We start from the raw sequence: 25,120 nt of genomic DNA, 5'->3' as shown, positions 1-25,120 counted from the left end.
CATTATTTTTATTATATGAAGTTTATTTTTTTATAGATGAAGCATATTATTGGATAGATTCGTATAACAACATATATTTCCTTCTCTACCCAATTTCCCTAAGATGATTAAAGTGTAGTCACTAATTCAACAGCCTCAACAATAATTGGTGTTCCTGCTGGTAAAGTGCCTGTAACAGTTTGGAATGTTAATTCGGTTGCAGAAACAGAATAGGAACCACCCTCCTGAAGCACCCCGTTTATATATAAATTATAGTACCCGTTTGTTACGATTGGGAAAGTAGTTGCAGCAGAACCGCTATCATTTAAAAAGGTAGTAGCGGCAACCGTTGTACCATCTGAGATCGTTAAAGGTGTAGCTAAAACATTGAAAAATCTAGTCGAAGTACTTGTAACATTGACATGAATATTAATAATAGAAAGTGCCACTTATTTTCACCCCCTTTCAGGTTTGTTTCTTACATTGTAGAAAATCCTAATGATTCTATAATGATTGGAGTTCCTTTATATATTGTTGAATTATCTGGACTTAAGGTTAACGAGGTTGGGATTATAGTATAAATTCCACCTTCCTGCATTACGGCATTGATAAAAAGATTAACGTAGCCATTCGGATTAAAAATCTTAAATTCAGTTACTGGGTTTCCATCATCATCCCAAAATTGGCTAGCAGGTAGAGTCACCCCATTCGTTAAATGAATATCTGATGTAGCAATAAAGAAATATCTATTTACTGTTGGAATGATATTTCCATTAGGTTTAATAACCGGGGGAGGGTCTACCGAAAGAATGGTACTAGCTTTTATTCGAGGCCAAATAAACCGATCTTCACACCCACATTTACATTTTTGCTCGATCTTACCGTGATCCCTATAATTCACCATTTTTTTATCACCTCATTTAATTGTTTGTCCCTCATTTCGTTTTGTGGTTAAAATTTCCACTGTATTTGGAAATTTTAGTATTGCAATCGCATAATACCCCTTTTTAAAACTTAATTTTCCTTACCTTAAAATATGGAGAAAATTATTATTTACTTAGTTGTGCAACCATTTGGAATAATTAGTAGTTTTATAAAAAAATAATGGCCTACTATCATAAATTGAAGATACCATTTGTTAGAGACCCTGGAGCGAAGCGGCTCATCGGACGCCCCCCAAGAAGCTTTGTTCTGCGCGAAGGCGAAGCGACAGCAACAATGTATTACCTGTGCGAAAGCGAAGCGTCAGCAACAAAGCGCCCAGTCGGAACGGAAATCAACCACACGTTTTGATAGTGAGCCTGAATAGTGCATTCTTTTGATTAAACAGGACGATATGGATGAATATGGCGTCTGAAACCTTTATATATATGCTTTTTAAAGTAAATTAGTGTTATACTTTGCTTGTCGAATAAGGTAGAATACTATTTATGACTATCTTCATTCAGAAAAATACCACCTCTGAAGTGGTAAGATGAATGCGGATATAGTTTCTTTCCAAACATTACTGAAATAGAGGAACTCAGTCTAAGAACGCCACGTCCTGTGGCAACGACTGAGTGACCAACATCGTGTTGCTGCTGCTTCGCTTTCGCACAAAAAACATTTGTTGGCCTAAAGCTTCCGGCGGATGTCATAGATTTTTAAAGGAGTGAACTGTGCTCAACACTTCAAAATCCGGACGCATTGTTGATCGGCGCGACAGCGGCAATTACGCCAAGGTGAAATTGATTAATATGAATAAAGGGGTTACTGGTTTTATGAATGATTTTGAACAACAGTTGGAGGCGCTATTAAAGCAAGCTTCGTTACAATACATAATTTATCAGCATAATGGTGATACAGAGCGTATGGATAAGACATCACTTTTTGCGCGTAAAATACAGCAAAAAGAATATGTTATCGGCTTTGCTGGCCATTTCTCTGCTGGTAAGTCTAGTATGATTAACGCGCTATCAGGTGAAGATTTACTTGCGTCAAGTCCTATTCCAACGAGTGCCAATATCGTCAAAGTCCATAAATCAGATGAAGACTTTGCGATTGTCTATATGCACAATGAAAAACCTGTAAAATTTGAAGCGGGTTATGATTTTAAAACAGTGAAAGAGCTTAGTAAAAATGGGGACCTAGTGTCTCAAATTGAAATTGGTCATAGTACATCGACATTACCATTAGGCGTCACAGTTATGGATACGCCAGGTGTCGACTCGACAGATGATGCACACCGTATGTCAACAGAGTCAGCCCTTCATATTGCTGATATCGTATTTTATACAATGGACTACAATCATGTGCAATCAGAAATGAATTTTCAATTTACAAAGCAATTAATGAAGTACAATCCAAACGTTTATTTAATCGTAAACATGATTGATAAGCATAATGAAAATGAATTAAGCTTTGAGGAATTTAAAGCAACTGTTCACAATTCCTTTGCAGCTTGGGGAGTAGTTCCTAAGGGTGTATTTTTCACTTCATTAAGAGAGCCTGGGCACCCTTATAACGATTTTAAAGCTGTTAAAAAAATTGTTATGGATAGTATGAATGATTGGCAGGATCAACTTGTACAGACAGCATCAAATACACTGCGTTTATTACAAAGTGAACATGACACTTATTTAACAGAAGAAAGAGAAGATCGTTTAGACATCGATGAAGATGTATTAAGTGCCGATGACTGGGCAAACCATAAAGATATTTTAGAGCAGTACAATAAGCTAAATCGTCAAGTTGAATTGTTTTCGATTGAGGCCTGGAATGAAACGTTCGAGGACCAGCGTAAAGAACTTCTTGCGAATGCTGCCATTATGCCGGCTGATTTACGCGATAAATTACGTCTATATTTAGAGAGTCAGCAAGATGGTTTCAAAGTAGGAGGTTTATTTACTGCTAAGAAAAAAACAGAGGAAGAGCGTAACCGCCGCAAAGAGGATGCCTATAGTGCCTATCAAAATGTTGTGCATGCACAGATTACTGGACATTTAAAAGGGCTAATGAAACAGGTGTTAAAGGATGTTAGTGCATTAAATGAAGAACGTGCTACCGCTATTGATGCCTACGCCTTTGAATTACCTTTCTCCCTTATTGAGCAGCAGGTACAAGTTGGTGCTCTATTAACTGGAGATGCAGTTCTAAACTTCGCAAACCGTGTAGCAGAGGCAACAAAACGCTACTTCATCCAGGACACAGATAATTGGAAGGATGCACAAGCGACAACTTTAGAAGCAGTGGCTACTGAAACAGCAGCACCATCTAAATTAAAAATGGCTGGGATGCAAGCGAAAGTTGATGCTATTCAGGCAGTGCTTGAAATCGAGGGGTATCAACAATATAGTGCGAGTATTATGCATCAGGCAAGCAATGAAATACGTCAGCTTGCAAATCAACAGCTTACAAATTGGGATCAAGCCTTTAAGCAAGATTTAGCGGATATTCGATTGTTTGATGAATCAATGTTAAAGCCAAAAGAGGAAGCGTTACAACAGGAAGAGGCACAGCAAGCAGTAAGTGCAACAAGCCTACCTATTGAAGGTGTAGTTAAGCGTGCACTTCATACGGCAAACTCGGTAAAGGATGTACAAGGCTTTGCGGAAGTAGCAACTTACTTAGAAAATAAAGTAGAACGATTACAGAAAAAAGATTTCACAATCGCGCTTTTCGGTGCATTTAGTGCAGGGAAATCTTCCTTCTCTAATGCGTTAATGGGTGCTAAAGTTTTACCAGTATCACCAAACCCAACTACAGCGGCTATTAATAAAATTCGCCCTGTAACACCAGAGCATCCGCATGAAACAGCAGATGTACTGTTAAAAACAGCTGACCAAATGCTAGAGGATATTCAAGCTTCATATGCAGCAGTTGGTTTATCAGTTTCTTCTTTAGAAGAGGCATTTAATCGTGCAGATGAAGGACTTGCGGTACAGCTATCGGACGAACGCTTAAATGTGCATAAATCATTTATTCGTGCATATAAAGAAGGATTTCCAACATTTAAGTCTGAGCTTGGAAAAGTATTACGTGTTAACCGTGAAGAGTTCGAAAAATTTGTTGCGCAGGAAAATAAATCATGCTTTGTCGATAATATTGATTTCTATTATGATAGTCCGTTAACACGCATGGGTGTGACACTTGTTGACACACCAGGAGCAGATTCTATTAATGCGCGTCATACAGGAGTTGCATTTGAATATATTCGTAATGCTGATGCAATCTTGTTTATTACTTATTATAATCATGCTTTTGCTAAAGCTGACCGTGAGTTTTTAATTCAGCTAGGGCGTGTGAAGGATGCCTTCGAACTTGATAAGATGTTCTTTATCGTCAATGCGATTGATTTAGCGACAACAGAAGAAGAGCAGGAAGATGTCAAAGGCTATGTACGTTCAGAGCTACAACGCTTTGGCATTCGCTTCCCTCGACTTTACGGTGTGTCAAGCTTATTGGCATTGAAGGAAAAAGTAGAGGGTGCAGATTTAACATCAGGTATGCCACCTTTCGAAGATGCCTTCCACACATTCCTAAATGATGAATTAAGTGCATTGGCTGTTCAGGCACTTGCAGAGGAAGTTGATAAAACGGAGCAACGTTTAGGTGACTTAATTACGCAGACTGAAGAGAACTTAAAGCGTAAGGATGAACGTTTAGAGGAATTAACAACTCTTGAACAGCATATAACATCGAAGTTTAATTCACTTAATACAAGTATGTTAGAAAGTGAAACGAAGCAAGAACTTGATGAATTATTATATTATGTTCTTCAGCGTGTGTATTATCGTTACCCAGAGTTCTTTAAGGAAGGCTACAATCCTTCAACATTTGCAGCAATGCCAGCTCAGCAAGCATTAGAGCATGCTTTAAAAGAAGTAATGCAAAGTTTACGCTTTGACTTTACACAAGAAATGCGTGTCACAAACTTCCGTTTATCACAGTTTATTAGTAAGAAGATGCAATTACGCTTTAAAGATGAAGTACGTGAGCTGAAAGAATTAAACCGTAGCTTCTCGTTCCTAGCGTTTGAATCTTCCGAGCCAGATTTACTTGATTTTGAAGGACCATTTACAGATATCGCGAAATATTCGGGTGTTAAATCACACTTCAGAAATCAAAAGGCATTCTTTGAGAAGAATGAAAAAGTTAAGCTAAGTGAGGCGCTTGAAGTATTAACAAAACCAGATGCGCAAAACTATTTAGATTCACAGAAAGTATCCCTTATGACATGGGCTATTACCAATATTGCTGAGGAAGCAGAGCAATTACGTCTGCATATTTACCATCAGGCACTTGAACAAATTGCAACAGAAAGACTTGCACTTCAGGAAGAAAGTCGTTTAGCTTCTTGGAAAGCTATTTACGAACAATTACAATACGCATGAGGTGATTCGTTTGGGAAAAGTATTCAAATCAGTTGAGGAAATTCAGTTAGATGGAGTCCGTTTCGTAGATGCTCGCTTTGATTTACAAAACAAAGAGGCAGGGAATAAACTATTTGAAGAGGGACACGCACCAGGAGCGATTTATATCGATCTAGAGCAGGATCTATCAGATATGGGGTCTATCAATGGCCGCCATCCTATGCCAAATAAAGAAAAGCTATTGGCATTATTTCAAGGATTAGGATTAAATTATGAAGATCAAATTGTCATTTACGATCAAGGCGCCGCACCATTTGCACCACGTGCCTGGTGGATGCTGACATATGCGGGCTTTCCAAATGTAGTGATTGTGAATGGTGGTGCACCTGCACTCGAGGAAAAAATATCTTTTACAAAAGACATTATAAAATACCCACCATCTACGATTGAATTTGTTTGGCGAGATGAACTGTATGCTCCGCGTGAAGCAGTTAAAGCCATAGTCGATAGAGAAGTCGAAGCGACGTTGCTTGATGCACGTGCCGCAGCTCGCTACCGTGGTGACATAGAGCCACTTGATATGGTAGCTGGGCATATACCAACGGCGAAAAACTTTGACTGGGAACAATTAAAGTCAGATGGTCGTCTACAAGCGAATGATGAGTTACGCAGCAAGGTTTCTCAAGACGAGCACGTTGTTGTGTATTGTGGCAGCGGTGTTACAGCATCGCCATTGTATGCAGTACTAGCAGATGAAGGTTATGAAAATATTCAACTGTATGTAGGTAGCTTTAGTGACTGGATTACACAATATGATGTAGAAAAAGGAACTAATGAATAAATGATTGAGGAAAAAATGCTCACTTTGGTGGGCGTTTTTTCCTTTTATTGGAGTGGAAAGGGGAGTAAGGGCGAAGTGACGGAACGAAAGGCAAGTGTGACGGATAGAAAAGCCGACGCGACGGTAAGAAAGGCAAGAGCGGCGGGAAGAAGAGCCGAGGTGACGATAGAAAGGCAAGAGCGATGGAAAGAAGAGCCAAGGTGACGGATAGAAATCCAAAGTCGTGGATAACCCTGCCCAAATCGTGGATAGAATCATCAAAATGCTGGATAGCCCCGCCCAAATCGTGGATAGAATCGTCAAAATGCTGGATAGCCCCGCCCAAATCGTGGATAGAATCGTTGAAATGCTGGATAGCCCCGCCCAATCGTGGATAGCCCCGTCAGAGCGACGGAAAGAAAAGCCGAAGCGACGGATAGAAATCCAAAGTCGTGGATAGCCCCGCCCAAATCATGGATAGAATCGTCAAAATGATGGATAGCCCCGTCAGAGCGAGTAATTATGAAACAATAAATAACGATGCGAGTTGTGATGTATTCATAAAATGACTGGTTATTCATTTTATGCTACACTCTTTTTACAAAGGGGGGAAAAGGATGATTAAACGAGAGAAAAGTATAGAGATTCAACAAGATCGCGATGTGCAATGTGCTCACGGTAAAGTGGCAGTTCAGGGGATAGCAATGAGTGTTTATAGTTTTTTTGTGGATGGTTTACTAATTGATACAGGCTCATATTCACTTTCACAGGAGTTTCAATCCTTTTTTAACGAAATACCGATTGAACAATTGGCGCTCACTCATTCTCATGAGGATCACTCAGGAAATGCAGCATGGATTCAGCAACATAAGGGTATTCCTATCTATGTTCACCGTGATTCGGTAAGTCTTTGTACAAAGGATGGTGAATATCCTTTTTATCGACAGGCATTATGGGGGGAGCGACCTGCGTTTATTGCCCAACCGCTAGGAAATACATTACAAACGAAATCAGCTACATGGGATGTTATCGAAACACCAGGGCATACGACAGATCATGTATCATTTTACAATCGAGAATCAGGTGCTATGTTTACAGGTGATTTGTATATTCAGACGAAAACTAAGGTTGTCCTTGATGAAGAAAATATCGTACATACCTTGGCGTCATTGAAGAAAATATTAAACTATGATTTCGAAGAAGTTTATTGCTGTCATGCGGGCTTTTTAGCGGATGGTCGAGCGAAAATACAAGAAAAAATTACTTATTTAGAAGAAATGGAGGGCAATATAAGGCAATTATTTGATAAAGGTTATTCGGTAGAAGAAATAACAAAATCAATCTTTTCTCGTGATTATCCGATTACCAAAGTATCGGAAGAACAGTGGTCTTCCAAGCATATTATCACTGCTTTTATAAATAAGTTTGCGCAAGAGTCCTTAAAATAAGGGCTCTTTTTTGTGCTTTGAAGTCGAGGGATTCAGAAAGTAAAAAAGAATACTTGAGGATGCATAATAAAAAACTTTGTGAAAAAATGTGAAGAAAATGTGACGGAACCAGATGGAATAATGGATACGCTTACATTAGTTTGTGAAAAATTTCTCATTTACACAAGAAAAATACTATGTGAAAAGTTGAACAGGTTTAGTGGCGGTATTTGTACATTTTGTATAAAGCCAATTGATGTAAGTGTTATATTAAAATAATTGATTGTGAACTTAATAACAAAGCAATAAATGATCGAAGTTAATAATAAATAGCGCTATTTCGAAGGAAAATTAAAATTGACAGAAAATTCGTTGACTTTACTTTCACAAAGTATTATGATTCTGGAATATATAATAATTTGAAAAGAAAAGGATGGGATTGAATGGATATTATGAAAAAGGCTTTAGAAATGCACGAGTATTATAGTGGAAAATTAGAGATAATTTCGAAAGTACCTGTGCAAGATTCATATGATTTAAGTCTCGCGTATTCGCCTGGGGTAGCTGCGCCTTGTATAGAGATTGAAAGAAATCCATCGCTTGTTTACGACTATACAATGAAAGGTAATATGGTAGCGGTTGTTTCAGATGGTACGGCGGTATTAGGGTTAGGGGATATTGGCCCGAAGGCAGCATTACCAGTAATGGAGGGGAAGGCTATTTTATTAAAGCGTTTTGCCAATGTTGATGCTTTTCCTATTTGTTTAGATACGAAAAATACGGATGAAATCGTCTGCATTGTGAAGGCGCTTGCCCCTACTTTTGGTGCTGTGAATTTAGAAGATATTTCGGCGCCAAGATGCTTTGAAATTGAAGATCGTCTGCGCCAAGAATGTGATATTCCTGTGTTCCATGATGACCAGCATGGAACGGCGATTGTAGTAGGTGCAGGGATGGTTAATGCCAATCGCATTGTGAAAAAAGATGTGGCAACGATGAAGGTCGTCATTAATGGTGCAGGAGCAGCCGGAATTGCTATTTTGCGTATTCTTGTGCAAATGGGCTATAAAAATATTTTTATGTGCGATACAAAAGGTCTCATTTATGAAGGTCGCGCTGAAGGTATGAATCCAATTAAAGAAACAGTAGCCCATTTAACAAATCCTGAAAAAATACATGGAACATTGGAAGACGCCATTAAAGGTGCTGATGTCTTTATCGGTGTATCAGTTGCTAATTTATTAACAGAAACACATATTGCTTCAATGAATGATGATCCAGTCGTGTTTGCACTAGCAAATCCAAATCCTGAAATTACGTATGAAAATGCTAAAGCATGGGGTGTGCGTATTATGGGGACAGGACGTTCCGATTATCCAAATCAAATTAACAATGTGCTTGCTTTCCCTGGTATTTTCCGTGGGGCATTGGATGTTCGAGCAACAGATATTAATGAGGCTATGAAAATAGCTGCAGTGGAAGCGATAGCCGCTCTTGTAAGTGATGAGGAATTAACGGAGGAATATATTGTACCTAAATCATTAGATGAGCGGGTTGTTGAAATTGTTTCCCAAGCTGTAAGTGGAGCAGCTGTTGAGTCTGGTGTGTCGGAGCTTTTCCAACAAAATACAGTGCTTTCTGTTTAACGTGAAAAAATCTCCCCCTCTCATAGAGAGAGGGGAGATTTTTTACGTTCCGGCTAAAATGCCGATAACTGCAAAGAGAACAATCATCAGAATAATGAGGACAATGAGAAGAATGCCTGGAATATAGAGAGTAAAGAAGGCCCTCCAATTGGTTATTTGGTGTGCTTCTGCAATAATTCCTACTGTAATAATGAGGTTCCAAATTGCAACCACAATCGATAATAAAATTGCAATCCAAAAAACCCAAGGGTAAGGCCCGGCGAAGTCAGGATCCATTAAAGACTCAGGTGATGTAAATAACCAAATTAAATAAAAAGGAATAAGTACTATAGATGGAATAGCAGTTAAACTTAACCCTTTAAATAAGTGTGAGTACGTACCTGTTCCTTTAAAAAGTTTACCGAACAGCCAAGCGATTAGTGCAAGAAAACCCGTACCGATTATTCCTGAAATCGGTGATGCAATAACACAAAATAGTAAGATAAAGCAAGGAGAAAAGTCTATCACGGATATCTTATCAATAAGGTTTGAAAGTGTAACACCAATATAACCAATTGACAAAAGAAGAAGAGCAAAACCAATTGATTTTTCTTCTATCATGTAACGGGTTGTTTGCTTTGGATGCAACCAAATAGACAAAAATGGATTAACCTTTAGCCTTTCTTGTGATCTTTCATTAAAGTCATCCATTAAATTACCTCCAAAATAATAGTATAAATGCATGATGCGTATAATTAGTATACGTGTAATTCGATGAAAAGTTTCGAAAAAACATGTTAGCAACAAAAAGAGCCGCAAGAAAGCGACTCTTTTTGATTACTCGTATCTAGTCAGTCATGGCATTTTAATAGAATAATTTTTTATTCAGCTAACATAATTTTTTCAAGATCTAATGGTTCTATGTATTGTTCGCCTTTGTAAGCACGCATATTACCACCTGAAATTTCATCTATTAATAAAATTTCATTTGTTTTAGCGTCGCGGCCAAACTCTAGTTTGATATCATAAAGTGTTAACCCTTTTTTGTTAAGCTTTGCAGCAACAAATTTAGCAATTTCAATTGTACGTTGCTTTAAAATTGCGTATTCTTCATGTGTTAACAGGTTTAACATGGCTAAAGCATCTTCAGAAATGGGCGGATCTAGTCGATCATCATCTTTGATGGTAACCTCTACGAAAGAATCTAAGTCTTGTCCTTCTTTTACGTAAGCGCCAAAGCGACGTAGGAAAGAGCCTACTGCCTTGAAGCGGCAGATGACCTCTAAACCCTTACCAAAAACAGTTGCAGGCTTTACTGTCATTGTTGCATCGTTGAAGTTTGCATCAACGTAGTGAGTAGGAACACCTTGTTCGTTTAGTTTTGAGTAGAAATAAGAAGTTAAGCGAAGTCCAGCTAAACCAGCGCCGTCGATTGTTAACCCTACAGTATTAGCACCCGGATCGAATACGCCGTTTTCTCCAGTTACATCATCTTTAAATTGTAATAAGTAATGACCATCTTCTAATTGAAACACATTTTTCGTTTTACCTGTATACAATAATTCCACAAACACCCCTCCAATATTTCGTACTACTTCATTATTATAACACGAATGTTTTGGATATTTAATAGTAAAAATGTTCGTTTTAAACGATTTTTTTATGTTTTCAACTTCGTTTCTAATGGTGAATCAAGGTAATAACGAATGTTCGTTATCACCTTAAGTGTATTGAAAGGATTCTGAAATTAATGTTAATAAACGCCTTCAGCTAGCATACCATCAGCAACTTTTATAAAGCCAGCGATGTTCGCGCCAACTACAAGATTGCCGGGGTAGCCATATTTTTCAGCAGCTGCTTTGCTGTCCGCGTAAATGTTTTTCATAATTTCATGTAATTTAGCATCTACTTTTTCAAATGACCAGAAAACACGACTTGAATCTTGCGCCATTTCAAGAGCAGATACAGCAACACCTCCGGCATTAGCAGCTTTAGCAGGACCGAATAATACGCCAGCATTTAAGAATTCGTTAATTGCTTCAAGATCTGATGGCATGTTTGCGCCTTCACCAATAGCTTTCACTCCGTTAGAGATTAAAGTACGAGCCGAATCGCCATTAATTTCATTTTGTGTTGCACATGGAAGCGCGATGTCACAAGGGATCGTCCAGATACCAGTGCAACCTTCTGTAAATGTAGCATTTGGACGATAGTTTAGGTAAGTGGAGATACGATCGCCTTTTACTTCTTTAATTGCTTTAATTGCATCAAGATCTAAACCTTCTGGGTCGTAAACATAGCCTGAAGAGTCAGAGCAAGCAACAACTTTTGCGCCATAAGCTTGTGCTTTTTCAATAGCATATGTTGAAACGTTACCAGAACCAGAAACTACAACTGTTTTACCTTCGAATGAATCATTGACATCTTTTAGCATTTCGTTTACAAAATATACAGTACCATAACCAGTTGCCTCTTTACGGGCTAAAGAACCACCGTAGCCAGGAGTTTTACCAGTTAATACACCAGATTCGCTTGCTTTTGTTAAACGTTTATATTGGCCCCATAAATAACCTACTTCACGAGCGCCAACACCGATATCACCTGCTGGAACATCGACATCTGGACCAATATGGCGGTATAATTCAGTCATGAATGCTTGACAGAAACGCATAATTTCCGAATCTGATTTACCTTTAGGATCGAAGTTTGAACCACCTTTACCACCACCGATTGGTTGGCCTGTTAAAGCATTTTTAAAGATTTGTTCAAAGCCTAAGAATTTGATAATGGATTCATTTACGGAAGGGTGGAAGCGAAGACCGCCTTTGTATGGCCCCATTACGTTGCTGTATTGCACACGGTAACCACGGTTTACTTGAACTTCATTGTTATCATCTTGCCAAGCTACACGGAAAGAAATGATACGATCTGGCTCAACGATACGAGATAAGATATTGGCTTTAATATATTCAGGGTGTTGTGCAAATACAGGCACTAATGAAATGAAAATTTCTTCAGCTGCTTGTAAGAACTCTGCTTGATAACTATTTTGTTGTTTTAGTTGCTCGAATACGCCATCAACGTATTCTTTTGCTAATTGTTCGTTGCTTACAGTTGTAGTTGTCATAGTAAAAAACCTCCAGTTATTTGATATTTGTATCGTATATCTATTTTTCACACTATTCAATAAAATACTTTTTCCAACCGTCTAAAGTTTGTGAAGAATTGAACAAACGGGGGAGAGGATTTATTATATTAAAATAATAATGAGTTGAGCGATCTATCTAATTATGAGAAAGGAATGATGCTTTATTGTGAAGGTTTTAATTGACGCTGATGCCTGTCCAGTCGTGGATTTAGCGTTATCTATATCATCTGAGTTTGAGATTGAAACAATCTTGTTTTGCGATACATCCCACCGTATCGAACGTGATAATGTAATAACAATTATGGTTCCGAAGGGTCCAGATTCGGTTGATTTTACGCTAGTGAATGCGCTTTCAAAACATGATATTGTCATTACACAGGATTACGGTTTAGCAGCTATGGTTTTGGCAAGAGGAGGTTATCCAATCGATCAAAATGGAAGAGAGATGTCCAATGAAAATATCGAACGTTTGCTCGATATGCGCCATGTTGGACAGAAAATTAGACGTGCTGGAGGACGGACGAAAGGGCCTAAAAAACGAACTCAAGAAAACAATATTTCGTTTGAATTGAAATTTCGACAAATTTGTGAACGAGCGATTTCGGCTCAAAAAATGGAGGAATCTGAAGGTGGAAAATGAGCGTAAACACGAACTATTAAATCAATTTCCGGGACTAAACGAGTTAGCAAATCATCATACTGTACTTTGGAAAAATACAAATCGAGAAAAAAAGGCGCAAACAAATCTTTTTTCAATGGAGGAAGTTGAGGAGGCAGAGGAAACACTTAAACGCTTTTCTACCTATTTAACTTTAGCATTTCCAGAGCTTTTGGAAAGCAAAGGGCTTATTGAATCGTCTTTACTAGATATACCTTGCATGAAGAAAGCTCTTGAAAAAGAATTTGATGTATTAATACCAGGTCAATTTATCTTAAAATGCGATCATGCCTTGCCAATTTCCGGCTCTATTAAAGCCCGTGGTGGTATTTTTGAAGTATTAAGGCAGGCAGAACAGCTTGCGATCGCTAGTGGCAAGCTAACAAAAGAGGATAGTTATGCTGTGTTGGCAACAGAGGACTTTCAATCGTTCTTTCAGCAATACACAATTGCCGTAGGTTCTACAGGTAATTTAGGATTGAGTATCGGCATTATGGGCAAAAAACTCGGCTTTAATGTCGTTGTACATATGTCGAGTGATGCAAAAGAGTGGAAAAAAGCATTACTGCGTGAAAAAGGTGCGACAGTTATTGAATATGAAGCAGATTATAGTGTTGCTGTAGAACAAGGTCGTCGAGAGGCTGAACAAGATCCTATGTGTCATTTTATTGATGATGAAAATTCGAAGGACCTATTTGCCGGCTATGCAGTGGCGGCGAAGCGTTTAAAAGCACAGTTTGAAAAGACGAATATTTCTGTGGATGCTGCCCATCCATTGTTCGTGTATTTACCATGTGGTGTAGGTGGAGGACCGGGGGGAGTTGCGTACGGGATACGTGAAATTTTTGGAGAGCATGCCCATATATTTTTCGCAGAGCCCGTAGCATCTCCTTGTATGACAATTGGCTTAATGACAGGTTTACATGATGAAATTAGTGTAGAAGATATCGGTCTTACTAATAAAACCGAAGCAGATGGCCTTGCTGTTGGTCGTGCGTCAAAATTTGTTGGCAAAGTGATGGAAACATATATTAGTGGTTGTTATACAGTGAAAGATGAAGAATTATTTACGTCGCTCGGTTTAGCGATAGATTCGGAAGGTCTATTTTTAGAACCATCTGCACATGCAGGGATGTTCGGACCAATTCAGTTAATGAAAAATGGACAAAGTTATTTAGAAAAGCATGATTTAGTTAATAAGATGGAGCAAGCTACCCATCTTGTATGGGCAACAGGTGGAAGTATGGTGCCGGAGGAAATGCGTGGGGAGTACATGGCAAAGGTGTGCCAGTAGCAAAAATTAATGATTAAGGTAGTTAGTTAATAAGAAAACGCAAGAATGCTATCGGAATCAACATTCTTGCGTTTATTACTTTTAAAGTTATTTATATAAATAGTCCAACGCTTGATAATCTTGCTGATAGCGTCCACCGTCCGCTACTTCAGCGTGATATAAAGCTTTTAAAGCATAATTTTTTTGCAAATCCATTTCGGACATTAACTCTTTTAGGCGATCATGTAATTCACGGTTTTCTTTCACAAGTTGCTGCATTTGTGGTTTAAAATATTTCATACTGTCTAACTCCTCAATTTATAACGTGTTTATTAGTATAACACTTTTAGCTTTTGAAAATGTACTCATATTCATAATTCGGGCTGTAAAAGATTATTCAGTCGATCATGTACTTAGGTGTATCGTTCTCTTACGATTTCAATGCTTGTTTAATATTTAATAATAATAACTAAAAAATGAAATAGTATATGTGCGTTTCATTATGCATTAAGAACTTTCAATTTAATGACAGGTATACATGATGAGACCAAGGTTGAAGATATTGGTCTAAATAAGGATTTTTAAATTGAACATTTCTTCTTGCTCAGTAATCGCGCTCGTCTTGAATTACTAAAGGGTTATCTCCTATTTATCCCGTCCTGTTTAACTTTTTTTCGTATAGATTAAAGAAAAGCAAGAAGTCCATATAAGATTCCTCCTAACAAGAAAAACGGTTCAACAATTACTAAAAGTTCGGGTTGATCCACATTTACTGGGCTACAGGAGGCACTTTAGGATTTGAAGTCCAGACAATGGGCGAAGTGTTATTCATCATTAATCTGGTTGCAATTGGCCTATGTATAATTGCTGCACTTGCCCTTGTTCAAGCATGGGGACGACGATTTCCATCCTGGTTGTTGCTCATTTTAGGATGGGGAGCATGTGTGGTTTTAGGTTTGAGGGGTGGTGTAGGGATAATTCAAAGCTTATTGGGATCAGAATCACTTCCTTTACTAGAGTCGACCAAACAAAAGCTGCATAACCAGTAAAAACCAACCACTTCTCTATTTTGTCTAGAGGATGGCAATCATTATTGTTTTTGATTGAAATAACTCCTTTCATTATGAGGAATGAAACCATTTTGAATTAGTACAATCAGTTACTACATTATATGGCCCTTTTGCTTAATTAGAGATTGAATAGGGACAATAAATAAACAAACTTCCAAATCCATACATAGATTTGGAAGTTTAAATCTTTATCCCACATTATCAAGCAATAAGAGGAAGAATAATTACCCATATAATCCCAATTGGTGAAGGGGAATCATATCTGTGGGGATGAAGAAGGCCTCGCTGATTAAAGTTTCACTTTATCGTGGCATTGTTTTCGCTGAGCGGTTAAAAATACTTCCTGTGCTGCCCGCACACCTGCACCTGGCTCAAAGTCATATTCAAAGTCTTGAAGTGCCGCTTCCATTAAAGAAACTGCTTGTAAAATATCACTTGGGAAACAATAGCCCATATGGCCGAATCTAAAAATTTTACCTTGCAAATGGCCGAGGCCACCAGCAAAATCTAAATGATATTGTTGTTTTAAATGTGCCAAGAAGTTACCGAGTGCAATCCCTTTTGGTGCCATAATCGCTGTAATGGTCGGAGAAGCATGCTCATCCGTAGTGAGAAGTTCAATATGAAGGGCATTCATCGCATGACGCACCATGTTTTTCATTAGCTCATGGCGAGCAACTGTATGTTCAAAGCCTCCTTCTTCCTCTATAAGTTTACAAACCTCATGAAGTCCAGAAATAAGTGTCACAGTAGGCGTGTTTGGAGTCATCCCTTTTTCTGCCCAGCTACGATAGCTTAATAGGTTTAAATAATAGGACGGTGTATTATTTTCTTCAATAACGTTCCAAGCTCTATCACTAACGCTGACAAGAGAAAGTCCAGGAGGTAGCATCATCGCTTTTTGAGATCCAGTAACAAGAATATCGATCCCCCAGGCATCCATTTCAGCAGGAGCTCCACCTATGCAACTTACACCATCGACAATACACAATGCATCCGTTTCCTCACGTACAACTTGTGCTAATTCAGCAATTGGGTTTAAGATACCAGTCGAAGTTTCATTGTATGTGACAAAAACAGCTTTAATATCTTTCAACGGTTGCAAGAATTCTCGTAGCTCCTTAGCTGTGCAAGCTTGTCCCCATTCTTTTTCAAGCTTATGTACATGAAAGCCGAATTTCTCACAAATCGAAACAAAATAGTCTCCGAATGCTCCAACAGTGATCACAACAACATTTTCACCAGCAGAAACAGTGTTAACCGCCGCGGCCTCTAAAGCTGCTGTACCACCTGATGGAAGAAGTAAAATATCCTGCTTTGTCCCGAAAATAGGTTTTACTAATTCAATTGTTTCACGGTAAAGCGCTACAAATTCATTGCTTCGATGACTAATAATATCGCGATTCATCGCAAGCTGAACCTTTTTAGGAATTGGCGTAGGTCCTGGATGTCTTAAAATATTTTCATACACAATCATCAAACCCCTTTGTATTAAAAATTAGAAATTCGAAATTTTCTAACTATAATATAGCATATTTTTTCTGTTAGCTAACTTCTTTTTCAAAATTTGATAGATCAAGTGTCGTAAGAGAGTAGGAAATACATCTGATTAATTTTTTGTATGGTAAAATTTTTATAGAAGGGGGGCTAAGTGATGGAATCGAAAGTAAAGTATCCATATATTTATTTTTTATTGGAATCAAATATGGTTTTTGTCTATCGAATTAAAACACATAATTATTTGAACGCATCGGATTTGATAGATAGGAGTGAATGGGAGGCTTATGAATTACAGCATCATGTTCAATTTGAAGCATTCAACCATGAAGAAAGTAAAGCAATTGACGAGTGGGGATTCTGGCTTGAGCAACATAAATTAAGCGACATCGTAGAAATTATCAATGACTGTATTCAAAAACATTGTTCTGTGGATCAACGAATAACAACACAGGCAGTTCATATTGTGAGCTCTGAATCTGCAGCTGGTTCAGTGAGAGTAGCACTAGCACCACCTAAACATGTGATTGGATTCCCTGATTGCTTCTCAATTGGACCATTGTGGAAGCTAGAGGAGAAAAGAGGTCAAACATTCCGAAACAATTGGTTATTTGTAAATATTAACGATGAACAAGAAGATGTTTATCAAAATAAGTTTACAAATACTTTGCGTGAAATAGAAGATATTTCGAATCATGTTCCTATCTATATTTGGTATGGTAATAATGCAGATGAACAATGCGGGCTTCGTTTTTTCCTCTATTTATTGCGAAATAAATCAAATGAGATTTTTCTTATTAATACAACAGAACAGAGTAAGGTTAATTGTGAGACAAGCCATCTTAGTTCACAGCAATTAGCGCAGCTTTTTATGAACATAGAAGAAAAAAAGCCATTAACTATCCAGGACCGTCGTATTTTCCAAAATGAATGGGAAACATTATCGCAAACTAACGATATTCTGCGCTTATGGATTAATAATGGAATAAAAGGGGTACCAGAAAATTATTTTGATCCCCTTATTATAGAGACGATAGAAAGGCTACATAGTGAACAAGCAACAACAGATTTTATCAAGACAGGGGCAGTGATTGCGGAACTCTTACCTTTGATAGAAGAGCTTCCTAGTGTCTTCTTTTTAGAATCTAGAATAAGATTTTTAGTCTATAGTGGGGTGCTTGCATTAAAAGGTATTCCTAAGTCCATAAGACACTATAGTGTGAAATTACGTGAATAACTAGAAAACCTCTTTAACCTTAAATGGTAAAAAGAGGTTTTTGTACTTGCATATGTATTATGCAACGAAAGGTTTATTCATTTTTATTAAGCCATAGATAAAATAGAATAGTCCTAATGTGATGAACGATAAAATCGTATAAAGTACAGCTTTCCCAGTTCCACCAGTCCAACGATAGAAGAGGCGATATGTGATATAGAAAATAAAGCCGAGAAGACCTATTGAAGCAATCACATCCAGAAACAGAAACGGAATAAAAGAAACAAATGTCAATACAGCATAAATAATAGCATTTTTCATTGCTGCTGCTCGAACTGTTACGTCATTATTACCCTTTGCTGTTAATAAGAAAAGGTTATATATACCAATGATCGGAATCCAAGCAATATAAGCCAGTTTGCTAAAGCCATTTACTTTAGATGCCTGGTAATAAATAAGTGAACTAATTACATAGCTTGCAATACTTATCAATGCAATACAAATTAACATAATAATGAGAAATTCCACGTCTAAATCATCGAAATCATTGTAATATGAAGAATCGTACATAAGAAAACCCCCTTTCTTAAAAAATACTTCATAATAATAACAATACTAAAGTCATATATCTATAGTTAATTATATCCGGAATTTAATGTTAATGATGCATTTACACTATTTCAACGGATATGAAAATTGTATTAATAATGAATTTTTGACAAATGATTGATTGGAACAAAAAAAGGGGTTAGTAAACTAGTAGCCAAGGGTTGTAGATGTTACAAAAAATCAGTGTTTGAACAAGATAGCTTCCAAAAAATAATTTAATTCAAACTAAAATGCTACAAGAAACTATTTTGATGAAAAATTGAACACTAATGTAAAAAATACTAAAAATATCCATAAAAATATTGATATAATAGTTTTAGGATTTTTGGCTTATATGAAGTGAAAGAAACAAGAGATAGGAGAGTATGTTTATGCTAATTATAATTTTTATATCGATAGTGATAAGCTTTTACTTTATGGAAAAACATTATCGGAAAAGTGTCTATTATAAACAGACAAAAAATAATTACTTTGCAGTTAAACTAAATAAAGGGAGAAATGGTGAGTACTTAACATCGAAAATTATTGAACGGCATGCCTTACAAAGTCATAGACAATTATTAAATGTATATATTCCAAAAAGAAATTCAGATGAATTAACGGAGATTGATTTACTTTATATTGATCGAACTGGTCTATATGTAATTGAGTCAAAAAACTATAGTGGTTGGATTTTTGGCAATGAAACACAACAACAATGGACACAAACGATGCCGAATAAGAAAAAATATAAATTTTTCAATCCAATCCGTCAAAATGCTACGCATATCCGTGCAATTCAAGACTTTTTAGACCTCCCGAAAGAAGCAATTCATTCAGTCATTGTCTTTAGTGACCGCTGTACATTAAAAAAGGTGTTAGTAACTTCCCAAAATGTTCATGTTATAAAACGAGAAAATGTAAGGCGTTTTATCCAAACACAAAAGCAAACTGCACAACAGTTTTTCTCTCAAGACGATATTCAAGCAATTTACAATAAGCTGGTACCTCAAATGCAAGTATCCAATGAAGTCAAAAAACAACATATTCAAACGATTCAGCAGAAATATGGAAAATAATCGTATGTAAAGGGGACAGTTGGCATGTCAATATACAATAAATTAGTACGTGATTTAATTCCTCAAGTAATTGAAGAGCAGGGTAAAACATGTAGCATAAGAGTATTAGAACAAGGAGAACACTTAGAGGAAATAAAAGTGAAAATGCAAGAAGAAGCATTAGAATTTCTAGAGGCAGCCTCACCAAAAGAGGCCGTTGAGGAACTTGCGGATATTTTAGAATTAGTACATACAGCTATACAAATGTACGACGTGCCCTACGAACAATTAGAACAAATACGTACTCAGAAGAAGAGCCAACGCGGAGGCTTTTCGAAAGGTATATATTTAGTTGAGGTGAAGGACTAGGAGGAAGCAGTAGTCGTATGAACCATCTTGCAGAAATATGCTAATGATAATGCTATCCCTCCCGAATGGCAATTCGATCAACTTTTAGATTCGTTGCAACTAAAAATCGTCAATGAGGTAAAGCGTGATTGTAAGCAGAACGTGATCGGCGCATTTTACGGAGATACAGCAGGGGTATTCTATGAATTTGACATCAAACATGCACATTTTCGTTTCAACAATCCTGTCTATCAATTCATGAAAAATACCAGCGGGTTTTAACAAATCTAACAAATTATCATTTAGCCAAATATCTCGAAAAAGTGAATGAAGTTACAAGTATAATGGCTTTGCTTTCGAAAGTAGAAGTGATTTCAAAGCACAGTTCTTTAATTTTACAAGGTTCCTACACAATTTGAACAAAATCGATGCTTCTATTGTAATTGTGATTTATCAACTAATCGCCGAAAAACACACGTCGATCACTTCATTCCGTGGAGCTTTGTTCAAAATGATAATTTATGGATTTTAGTGTTGGCGTGTAATGGTTGTAACTTGCAAAAAAGTGACAAAATCACAACTAAATTTTATTTAGAGTCCATGCTTGAAAGAAACTATAATTTAGTGTCAATTAGAGAACCAATTATTTTTATACATATGAAAATAACAAACTTGTAGATTTATATGATTACTCAATAATGAACGGATATACGACGTTATGGGAACTAAGGAAGGTATACAAGTTGCAAGTGTTGTCACGTTTGATAATCCTATTATTTCAAGATATAGTTCTTATTACAGATACAATAAGGAGGAATGAATATGGCTGAAATTAAATACGAAATTGTTGAAACAGTTGCGGTATTATCGGAAGGCAATAAAGGCTGGAAAAAAGAATTGAATTTAATTAGCTGGAATGGTCGTGAGCCGAAATACGATATTAGAGATTGGTCGGAAGATCATACAAAGATGGGGAAGGGTGTTACGTTGTCACTGTCTGAATTACAGCTTTTGAAAGAGTCATTAGCTAAGTTGTCAGACTTGGATTAATGTACAGAGCAACTCTTTAGAGTTGTTTGACTAATTATGTAAGTGAGTAGCAATTTTAAATTTTCTGAGGATTTTCCATAGAATATATTTCGTAAAATTGTTAGACTAACAATAGCAACAATTCATAATGCAGGTGGCGGCTGAACTCCCTTTTGAAGGGGGGTGAGGCGGATGTTATCTTAAGTGAAAAGTGTTTAACACGTATGAGGATCATAGAGACATAATATAGTAGAAAGAAAATGGTGAATGAGAGTAGGATTTATATCTACCTTTCACCATTTTTATTTTGGAAAAAAATGATATTATTCAGAGATACACAATGCTTTATAGTTTAACAAATAATCTAATATTTTTTAGTGAAATAAGATACATTATTTATACATAAAATGGTAATATTAAAGTATTATTACATAATATGTATATATTGTGTGTTGGTGGTGATATAGAATTGGAACTACATATATTAGAAGGTGAAAATGGTAAATTCCCTCTACTGTTAGATGATGAAATGAAAATTGTTAAGCCAGTATATGAATATATGAAAAAACTAAAATCAGACAACAAAGCAGATAACACATTAATAGCGAATGGTAGGGATTTGAAAATATATTGGGATTTTCTTATCCATAATTATTATGTTTATGATGAAATAACTCCAAGACATATTCAGTAATTTAGAGAATTCCTTTTCAAAGAAAACCCATATGACAGTACACCTGTCCTATATCAAGAAAGTAAACGAACTCCCACTACAATTAACCGTATATTAAGTACCATATATAACTTCTATGTTTATTTGGGGGAAGTTCATGAAGTGGGAAATCCGATACTTATGAAAGAGATCAATCGTGGGTTTAATGTGTTTAAAGGTTTTTTAGAACATGCTCGTGCAGCCAATACAACAGTTCATTCCATATTTAAGGTTAAAGAGGTAAAGAGTGATTTTAATATCCTTACCTTAGAACAAATTAAACAAATCCGTAATGCTATAGATAACAAACGTGACCGTTTGATTTGGATACTTTTAGCAAGTACTGGAGCAAGGATACAAGAAATATTAGGGCTTCAAATTAAAAATGTTCCTTATATTGATCACTCTGAAGAAATGAGTATATTGAAAAATGTTAAATCAAAAGGAAAGAAACGAGTAGTTTAATAATCAAGTTCTCTGATTTTGATCATATTTAAGGAAGTTATTACCTTAAATATGATTTTTTATTTTATAAAAATTGGGGTTTATTTATGTATGGCAAAAAGAAAGAGTGGATGAACAGAAGAAAAGATGCATGTTATAAAAAGGAAGGAAGAGGTAAGGGGAATTTAAGTGAGTATACCCTTTGGCTAAATGTACAAGATTTCTCTCCTAATGAAATGTGACTAAATTAAATGCTTGGAAGACTAAAAGGCAACATGAGTTTTTTAAAAATTTGGAGAGATGAAATTCAACGAACTTGATTGGGCTGTAGCATTACATCATATAATTCCTTCTTCCTTCTCCAGCTGCATAAATAGTGAATGATTCCCTCAAAGGCCGTATGAGACGATCTTTTTTACAATTAATAAATTTGTAAGAAATGAGTAAGAAAAAAGAGAAGATAGATTCTTACAATTAAAGTATAAGATAAAAGGAGGTATTAAATGAGTTATATATTAAAAACAAATCTGCTGACTTTTGCTTATGTATACTGCTAAACAAGGACTACAAGGGGCACCTTTGTTTGAAATAAGCAATGAAATCGATTACTTATCTAAGGAGGCAATTCTTTTATGAAAAATAAACTATCTGGGGTGTTAGCTGCTACATTAGCGTTAACGATGAGCCTACCAACAGGGGCGATGGCGTTTTCTAGCAGTCAGAATACGGTTGTAGTAACTAACCAAGAAGTAGCTAGCCAAGAACTGAAGAAGATTGCGGCAGAGAAGGCTGCGCTACTCACGAAGTCGTATGAAACGACTAGCGTGCAGTATGCGCTAATTGATAATGGCAAACTTATTTTGTCGGGTCAGACAGGTAAGAACGATATGAATGGGAAACAACCACTGACCAAAGATACCCTATACGGGATTGGTTCAGTCAGTAAAATGTATGCAGCGGCGGCTGTGATGAAATTAGTAGACGAAGGAAAAGTTGATTTGGATGGTCCTGTCGTCCACTATGTTCCTGATTTCAAGATGAAGGATGAACGGTATAAACGTATTACGCCGCGTATGCTGTTGAACCACTCCTCCGGCTTGCAAGGTACTGAGTATGGTAATTCATTTTTATTCAAAGATAATGATACCTATGCCCATGATAACTTGTTGCGACAATTGTCCAACCAGAGCTTGAAGGCGGACCCTGGCGCGTTCTCGGTATACTGCAACAACGGCTTTACGCTGGCTGAGATAATGGTGGAAAAAGTAAGCGGTATGAGCTTTACCGAATTTATACATCAACGGTTTACAGAACCCTTAAAGCTAAATCATACGAAAACTCCGCAGGACAAATGGGAAAACGATAAACGGGCTGGGCTTTATTTTCCTACGTACCAAGGGCAGCTTCCTACTGAATTGGTGAATGTGATTGGTACGGGAGGGATCTCTTCCACAGCAGAAGATATGGTGCGATTCTCACAAATATTTATGAGACAGGGAAAAGGAATCCTCTCTGATAAGGCAGTCAAGGCGATGGAGCAAGAGGAATATAAAAAAGGAATGTGGCCAGGGGATGGAGATAATACCTTCAACTATGGTCTTGGCTGGGATAGTGTGAAACTATATCCATTTAGTGAATATGGGATAAAGGGCTTGGCTAAAGGCGGCGACACGGGACTGCAACATGCTTCACTGGTCGTACTTCCTGAACAGAAGATGGCAGTGGCTGTGTTGTCATCAGGCGGTAGCAGCTCTACAAATCAACTGATGGCGACTGAATTACTGCTCGCAGCCCTTAAAGAGAAGGGCACAATTAAGGATATCAAGCCGAACAAATCCTTTGGCAAGCCGGTCAAAGCCAAAATGCCTCAAGAAGTAGAAAAGAAAGCAGGTTTTTACGGCAATAGTTTCAGTCATTTCAAAATAGAAATTACGAAGAATGGAGAACTGATCTTACCATTTAATCCAGAAGAAAAATATGTATATACTGCGAATGGAAGCTTTATTAATGAGACAGGTACCTCCAAGCTCAACTTCGTTACAGAGAAGAATAGACGAACATATTTGAAGGAGAGCACATTTATATCGTTGCCAGGTTTAGGGCAAGCAGCGGCTACTCAATATTTAGCCGAGAAACTAGAAGACAATGTGCTATCGAAGGAAACCGCTGCCGTATGGGCGAAGCGGGAAGGCGTTAAGTTCTATCTCATAAACGAGAAATATAGTTCTGCTCAATATTTCCTACCAATGATGCTTACAACACAAATTAATCGCAATGAGGGTTTAGAGGGATATTGGAACGGCAGAAAAATTACAGGCCCAAACACTGCTGCACATCAGCTCCAGATCCCCGTGATGACAGGCCGTGATACGACGGAATCTCGTTTCTATACAGAAGGCGGTAATGAATATATGGAGATGTCCGGATTGTTATACGTAAGTGGATCCAACATAAAGCCACTTGATATAGGCCAATCATCCAAAGTTACGCTACAAGCAAATGGGCATGCGAGATGGTTTACGATCCCACAAGCGGTAGCCGGGAAAACGATGACTGTGGCGTTGCCATCGAAGAGTTCGTTCGCGGTATATGATGAGAATGGTGTATGTGTCAATTTTACTGTTGTGAGTGGCAATAACAAAGTAAAACTACCGAAGAACGGAACAGTTGTATTTGCTGGAGCGCCGAATTCGGAATTTGCAATCACGTTGAACTAGCTACAATTCAAGAAGGATTTCAATAAAACCAGTACGACACCGAAAAGGTGTTTTGCTGGTTTTGTTGTGCGCCCGGCATGCGCAACAACTTGGTGGTGAAAGTCCACTACAGGCTTGGCAGTAGGAACTGTTAGCGAAAGACAAGGGTGTCCATGGTGAC

General features: G+C 37.3%; 23 protein-coding genes and 1 pseudogene. 16 read left to right on the top strand and 8 right to left on the bottom strand.

All coding sequences use genetic code 11. The features are described from left to right. Positions 1-107: 107 nt before the first annotated feature. Both ACIQZA_RS17705 and ACIQZA_RS17700 read right to left on the bottom strand, forming a co-directional pair. Positions 108-428, bottom strand: coding sequence for a DUF4183 domain-containing protein (locus ACIQZA_RS17705; RefSeq protein WP_142508263.1), 321 nt, complete (start codon positions 426-428; stop codon positions 108-110). A gap of 29 nt (positions 429-457) precedes the next feature. Next, entirely contained in the window at positions 458-883 is a 426-nt protein-coding gene (locus ACIQZA_RS17700; protein ID WP_400939267.1) for a DUF4183 domain-containing protein, read from the bottom strand. Positions 884-1,739: 856 nt separating this feature from the next. Here ACIQZA_RS17700 and ACIQZA_RS17695 point away from each other — a divergent pair. From ACIQZA_RS17695 to ACIQZA_RS17675, 5 genes are all read left to right on the top strand, one after another. Continuing rightward, a complete protein-coding gene (locus tag ACIQZA_RS17695; RefSeq protein ID WP_402883269.1) occupies positions 1,740-5,351 on the top strand; it encodes a dynamin family protein in 3,612 nt (1,203 codons plus the stop codon). Positions 5,352-5,361: 10 nt separating this feature from the next. Next, a complete protein-coding gene (locus ACIQZA_RS17690; RefSeq protein WP_400939264.1) occupies positions 5,362-6,171 on the top strand; it encodes a sulfurtransferase in 810 nt (269 codons plus the stop codon). Positions 6,172-6,246: 75 nt separating this feature from the next. Continuing rightward, positions 6,247-6,375 (top strand): hypothetical protein, encoded by a 129-nt coding sequence (locus tag ACIQZA_RS17685; RefSeq protein ID WP_400939261.1) that lies wholly within the window; start codon positions 6,247-6,249, stop codon positions 6,373-6,375. Positions 6,376-6,767: 392 nt separating this feature from the next. Beyond that, entirely contained in the window at positions 6,768-7,598 is an 831-nt protein-coding gene (locus tag ACIQZA_RS17680) for an MBL fold metallo-hydrolase (protein ID WP_402883243.1), read from the top strand. Positions 7,599-8,020: 422 nt separating this feature from the next. Continuing rightward, on the top strand, positions 8,021-9,223 hold the full coding sequence (locus ACIQZA_RS17675; protein ID WP_402883245.1) for an NAD(P)-dependent malic enzyme: 1,203 nt from the start codon (positions 8,021-8,023) through the stop codon (positions 9,221-9,223). A gap of 42 nt (positions 9,224-9,265) precedes the next feature. On the opposite strand, the gene ACIQZA_RS17670 is transcribed toward ACIQZA_RS17675, so the two are convergent. The 3 genes from ACIQZA_RS17670 to gdhA all read right to left on the bottom strand — a co-directional run bounded on the left by ACIQZA_RS17670 (position 9,266) and on the right by gdhA (position 12,329). Then, positions 9,266-9,913, bottom strand: coding sequence for a Yip1 family protein (locus ACIQZA_RS17670; protein WP_402883247.1), 648 nt, complete (start codon positions 9,911-9,913; stop codon positions 9,266-9,268). 170 nt (positions 9,914-10,083) lie between these two features. Continuing rightward, positions 10,084-10,770 carry a phosphoribosylaminoimidazolesuccinocarboxamide synthase gene (locus tag ACIQZA_RS17665; protein ID WP_400939251.1) on the bottom strand — a complete coding sequence of 229 codons (687 nt, stop codon included), beginning with the start codon at positions 10,768-10,770 and terminating at the stop codon, positions 10,084-10,086. Between the two features lie 185 nt (positions 10,771-10,955). Next, entirely contained in the window at positions 10,956-12,329 is a 1,374-nt protein-coding gene (gene gdhA, locus ACIQZA_RS17660; protein WP_400939248.1) for an NADP-specific glutamate dehydrogenase, read from the bottom strand. A 187-nt stretch (positions 12,330-12,516) separates the two neighbouring features. Between gdhA and ACIQZA_RS17655 the strand changes: the two genes are divergently transcribed. Both ACIQZA_RS17655 and ACIQZA_RS17650 read left to right on the top strand, forming a co-directional pair. Then, the gene (locus ACIQZA_RS17655; RefSeq protein WP_274069206.1) at positions 12,517-12,990 is read left to right on the top strand and encodes a YaiI/YqxD family protein; all 474 of its coding nucleotides are present in this window, start codon (positions 12,517-12,519) and stop codon (positions 12,988-12,990) included. Continuing rightward, positions 12,980-14,302, top strand: coding sequence for a D-serine ammonia-lyase (locus ACIQZA_RS17650; RefSeq protein ID WP_402883250.1), 1,323 nt, complete (start codon positions 12,980-12,982; stop codon positions 14,300-14,302). The genes ACIQZA_RS17655 and ACIQZA_RS17650 overlap by 11 nt, the downstream gene beginning before the upstream one ends. Before the next feature lie 87 nt (positions 14,303-14,389). Here ACIQZA_RS17650 and ACIQZA_RS17645 read toward each other — a convergent pair whose 3' ends face one another. Next, positions 14,390-14,581: a hypothetical protein gene (locus tag ACIQZA_RS17645; RefSeq protein ID WP_049666523.1), complete on the bottom strand. Its 192-nt coding sequence runs from the start codon at positions 14,579-14,581 to the stop codon at positions 14,390-14,392. Positions 14,582-15,039: 458 nt separating this feature from the next. On the opposite strand from ACIQZA_RS17645, the gene ACIQZA_RS17640 reads away from it, so the two are divergent. Further along, on the top strand, positions 15,040-15,330 hold the full coding sequence (locus ACIQZA_RS17640; protein WP_402883252.1) for a DUF3995 domain-containing protein: 291 nt from the start codon (positions 15,040-15,042) through the stop codon (positions 15,328-15,330). 310 nt (positions 15,331-15,640) lie between these two features. On the opposite strand, the gene ACIQZA_RS17635 is transcribed toward ACIQZA_RS17640, so the two are convergent. Continuing rightward, positions 15,641-16,822 carry a pyridoxal-phosphate-dependent aminotransferase family protein gene (locus tag ACIQZA_RS17635; RefSeq protein ID WP_402883254.1) on the bottom strand — a complete coding sequence of 394 codons (1,182 nt, stop codon included), beginning with the start codon at positions 16,820-16,822 and terminating at the stop codon, positions 15,641-15,643. Between the two features lie 183 nt (positions 16,823-17,005). On the opposite strand from ACIQZA_RS17635, the gene ACIQZA_RS17630 reads away from it, so the two are divergent. Continuing rightward, positions 17,006-18,085 carry a DUF1835 domain-containing protein gene (locus ACIQZA_RS17630; protein ID WP_402883257.1) on the top strand — a complete coding sequence of 360 codons (1,080 nt, stop codon included), beginning with the start codon at positions 17,006-17,008 and terminating at the stop codon, positions 18,083-18,085. Between the two features lie 57 nt (positions 18,086-18,142). Here the strand turns inward: ACIQZA_RS17630 and ACIQZA_RS17625 are convergent, their stop codons facing one another. After that, positions 18,143-18,634 carry a hypothetical protein gene (locus tag ACIQZA_RS17625; RefSeq protein ID WP_400939236.1) on the bottom strand — a complete coding sequence of 164 codons (492 nt, stop codon included), beginning with the start codon at positions 18,632-18,634 and terminating at the stop codon, positions 18,143-18,145. 410 nt (positions 18,635-19,044) lie between these two features. On the opposite strand from ACIQZA_RS17625, the gene ACIQZA_RS17620 reads away from it, so the two are divergent. From ACIQZA_RS17620 to ACIQZA_RS17590, 7 genes and pseudogenes are all read left to right on the top strand, one after another. Further along, positions 19,045-19,731, top strand: coding sequence for an NERD domain-containing protein (locus ACIQZA_RS17620; protein ID WP_400939234.1), 687 nt, complete (start codon positions 19,045-19,047; stop codon positions 19,729-19,731). Positions 19,732-19,755: 24 nt separating this feature from the next. Then, on the top strand, positions 19,756-20,079 hold the full coding sequence (locus tag ACIQZA_RS17615) for a pyrophosphohydrolase domain-containing protein (protein WP_400939231.1): 324 nt from the start codon (positions 19,756-19,758) through the stop codon (positions 20,077-20,079). Positions 20,080-20,499: 420 nt separating this feature from the next. After that, positions 20,500-20,736: pseudogene (locus tag ACIQZA_RS17610) on the top strand (HNH endonuclease domain-containing protein); the annotation flags it as partial. Positions 20,737-20,880: 144 nt separating this feature from the next. Continuing rightward, a complete protein-coding gene (locus ACIQZA_RS17605; RefSeq protein ID WP_400939229.1) occupies positions 20,881-21,108 on the top strand; it encodes a YdbC family protein in 228 nt (75 codons plus the stop codon). Positions 21,109-21,556: 448 nt separating this feature from the next. Beyond that, positions 21,557-21,781 (top strand): hypothetical protein, encoded by a 225-nt coding sequence (locus ACIQZA_RS17600; RefSeq protein WP_402883261.1) that lies wholly within the window; start codon positions 21,557-21,559, stop codon positions 21,779-21,781. 141 nt (positions 21,782-21,922) lie between these two features. Continuing rightward, the gene (locus ACIQZA_RS17595; protein ID WP_402883262.1) at positions 21,923-22,264 is read left to right on the top strand and encodes a hypothetical protein; all 342 of its coding nucleotides are present in this window, start codon (positions 21,923-21,925) and stop codon (positions 22,262-22,264) included. A 611-nt stretch (positions 22,265-22,875) separates the two neighbouring features. Continuing rightward, a complete protein-coding gene (locus tag ACIQZA_RS17590; RefSeq protein WP_402883264.1) occupies positions 22,876-24,960 on the top strand; it encodes a serine hydrolase domain-containing protein in 2,085 nt (694 codons plus the stop codon). Positions 24,961-25,120: the final 160 nt, after the last annotated feature.

The organism is Lysinibacillus sp. NPDC096382 (assembly GCF_044762845.1).
Taxonomy (GTDB): Bacteria; Bacillota; Bacilli; order Bacillales_A; family Planococcaceae; genus Lysinibacillus.
This window is presented reverse-complemented; position numbering and strand designations above follow the sequence as displayed.

Excerpts from the sequence above, each read along its gene's own strand:
- ACIQZA_RS17680 (WP_402883243.1), top strand. The coding sequence starts at position 6,768 with ATGATTAAACGAGAGAAAAGTATAGAGATTCAACAAGATCGCGATGTG.
- ACIQZA_RS17620 (WP_400939234.1), top strand. The coding sequence starts at position 19,045 with ATGCTAATTATAATTTTTATATCGATAGTGATAAGCTTTTACTTTATG.
- ACIQZA_RS17675 (WP_402883245.1), top strand. The coding sequence starts at position 8,021 with ATGGATATTATGAAAAAGGCTTTAGAAATGCACGAGTATTATAGTGGA.
- ACIQZA_RS17605 (WP_400939229.1), top strand. The coding sequence starts at position 20,881 with ATGGCTGAAATTAAATACGAAATTGTTGAAACAGTTGCGGTATTATCG.
- ACIQZA_RS17670 (WP_402883247.1), bottom strand. The coding sequence starts at position 9,913 with ATGGATGACTTTAATGAAAGATCACAAGAAAGGCTAAAGGTTAATCCA.
- ACIQZA_RS17625 (WP_400939236.1), bottom strand. The coding sequence starts at position 18,634 with ATGTACGATTCTTCATATTACAATGATTTCGATGATTTAGACGTGGAA.
- ACIQZA_RS17645 (WP_049666523.1), bottom strand. The coding sequence starts at position 14,581 with ATGAAATATTTTAAACCACAAATGCAGCAACTTGTGAAAGAAAACCGT.
- ACIQZA_RS17630 (WP_402883257.1), top strand. The coding sequence starts at position 17,006 with ATGGAATCGAAAGTAAAGTATCCATATATTTATTTTTTATTGGAATCA.
- ACIQZA_RS17590 (WP_402883264.1), top strand. The coding sequence starts at position 22,876 with ATGAAAAATAAACTATCTGGGGTGTTAGCTGCTACATTAGCGTTAACG.
- ACIQZA_RS17615 (WP_400939231.1), top strand. The coding sequence starts at position 19,756 with ATGTCAATATACAATAAATTAGTACGTGATTTAATTCCTCAAGTAATT.
- ACIQZA_RS17695 (WP_402883269.1), top strand. The coding sequence starts at position 1,740 with ATGAATGATTTTGAACAACAGTTGGAGGCGCTATTAAAGCAAGCTTCG.
- gdhA (WP_400939248.1), bottom strand. The coding sequence starts at position 12,329 with ATGACAACTACAACTGTAAGCAACGAACAATTAGCAAAAGAATACGTT.
- ACIQZA_RS17700 (WP_400939267.1), bottom strand. The coding sequence starts at position 883 with ATGGTGAATTATAGGGATCACGGTAAGATCGAGCAAAAATGTAAATGT.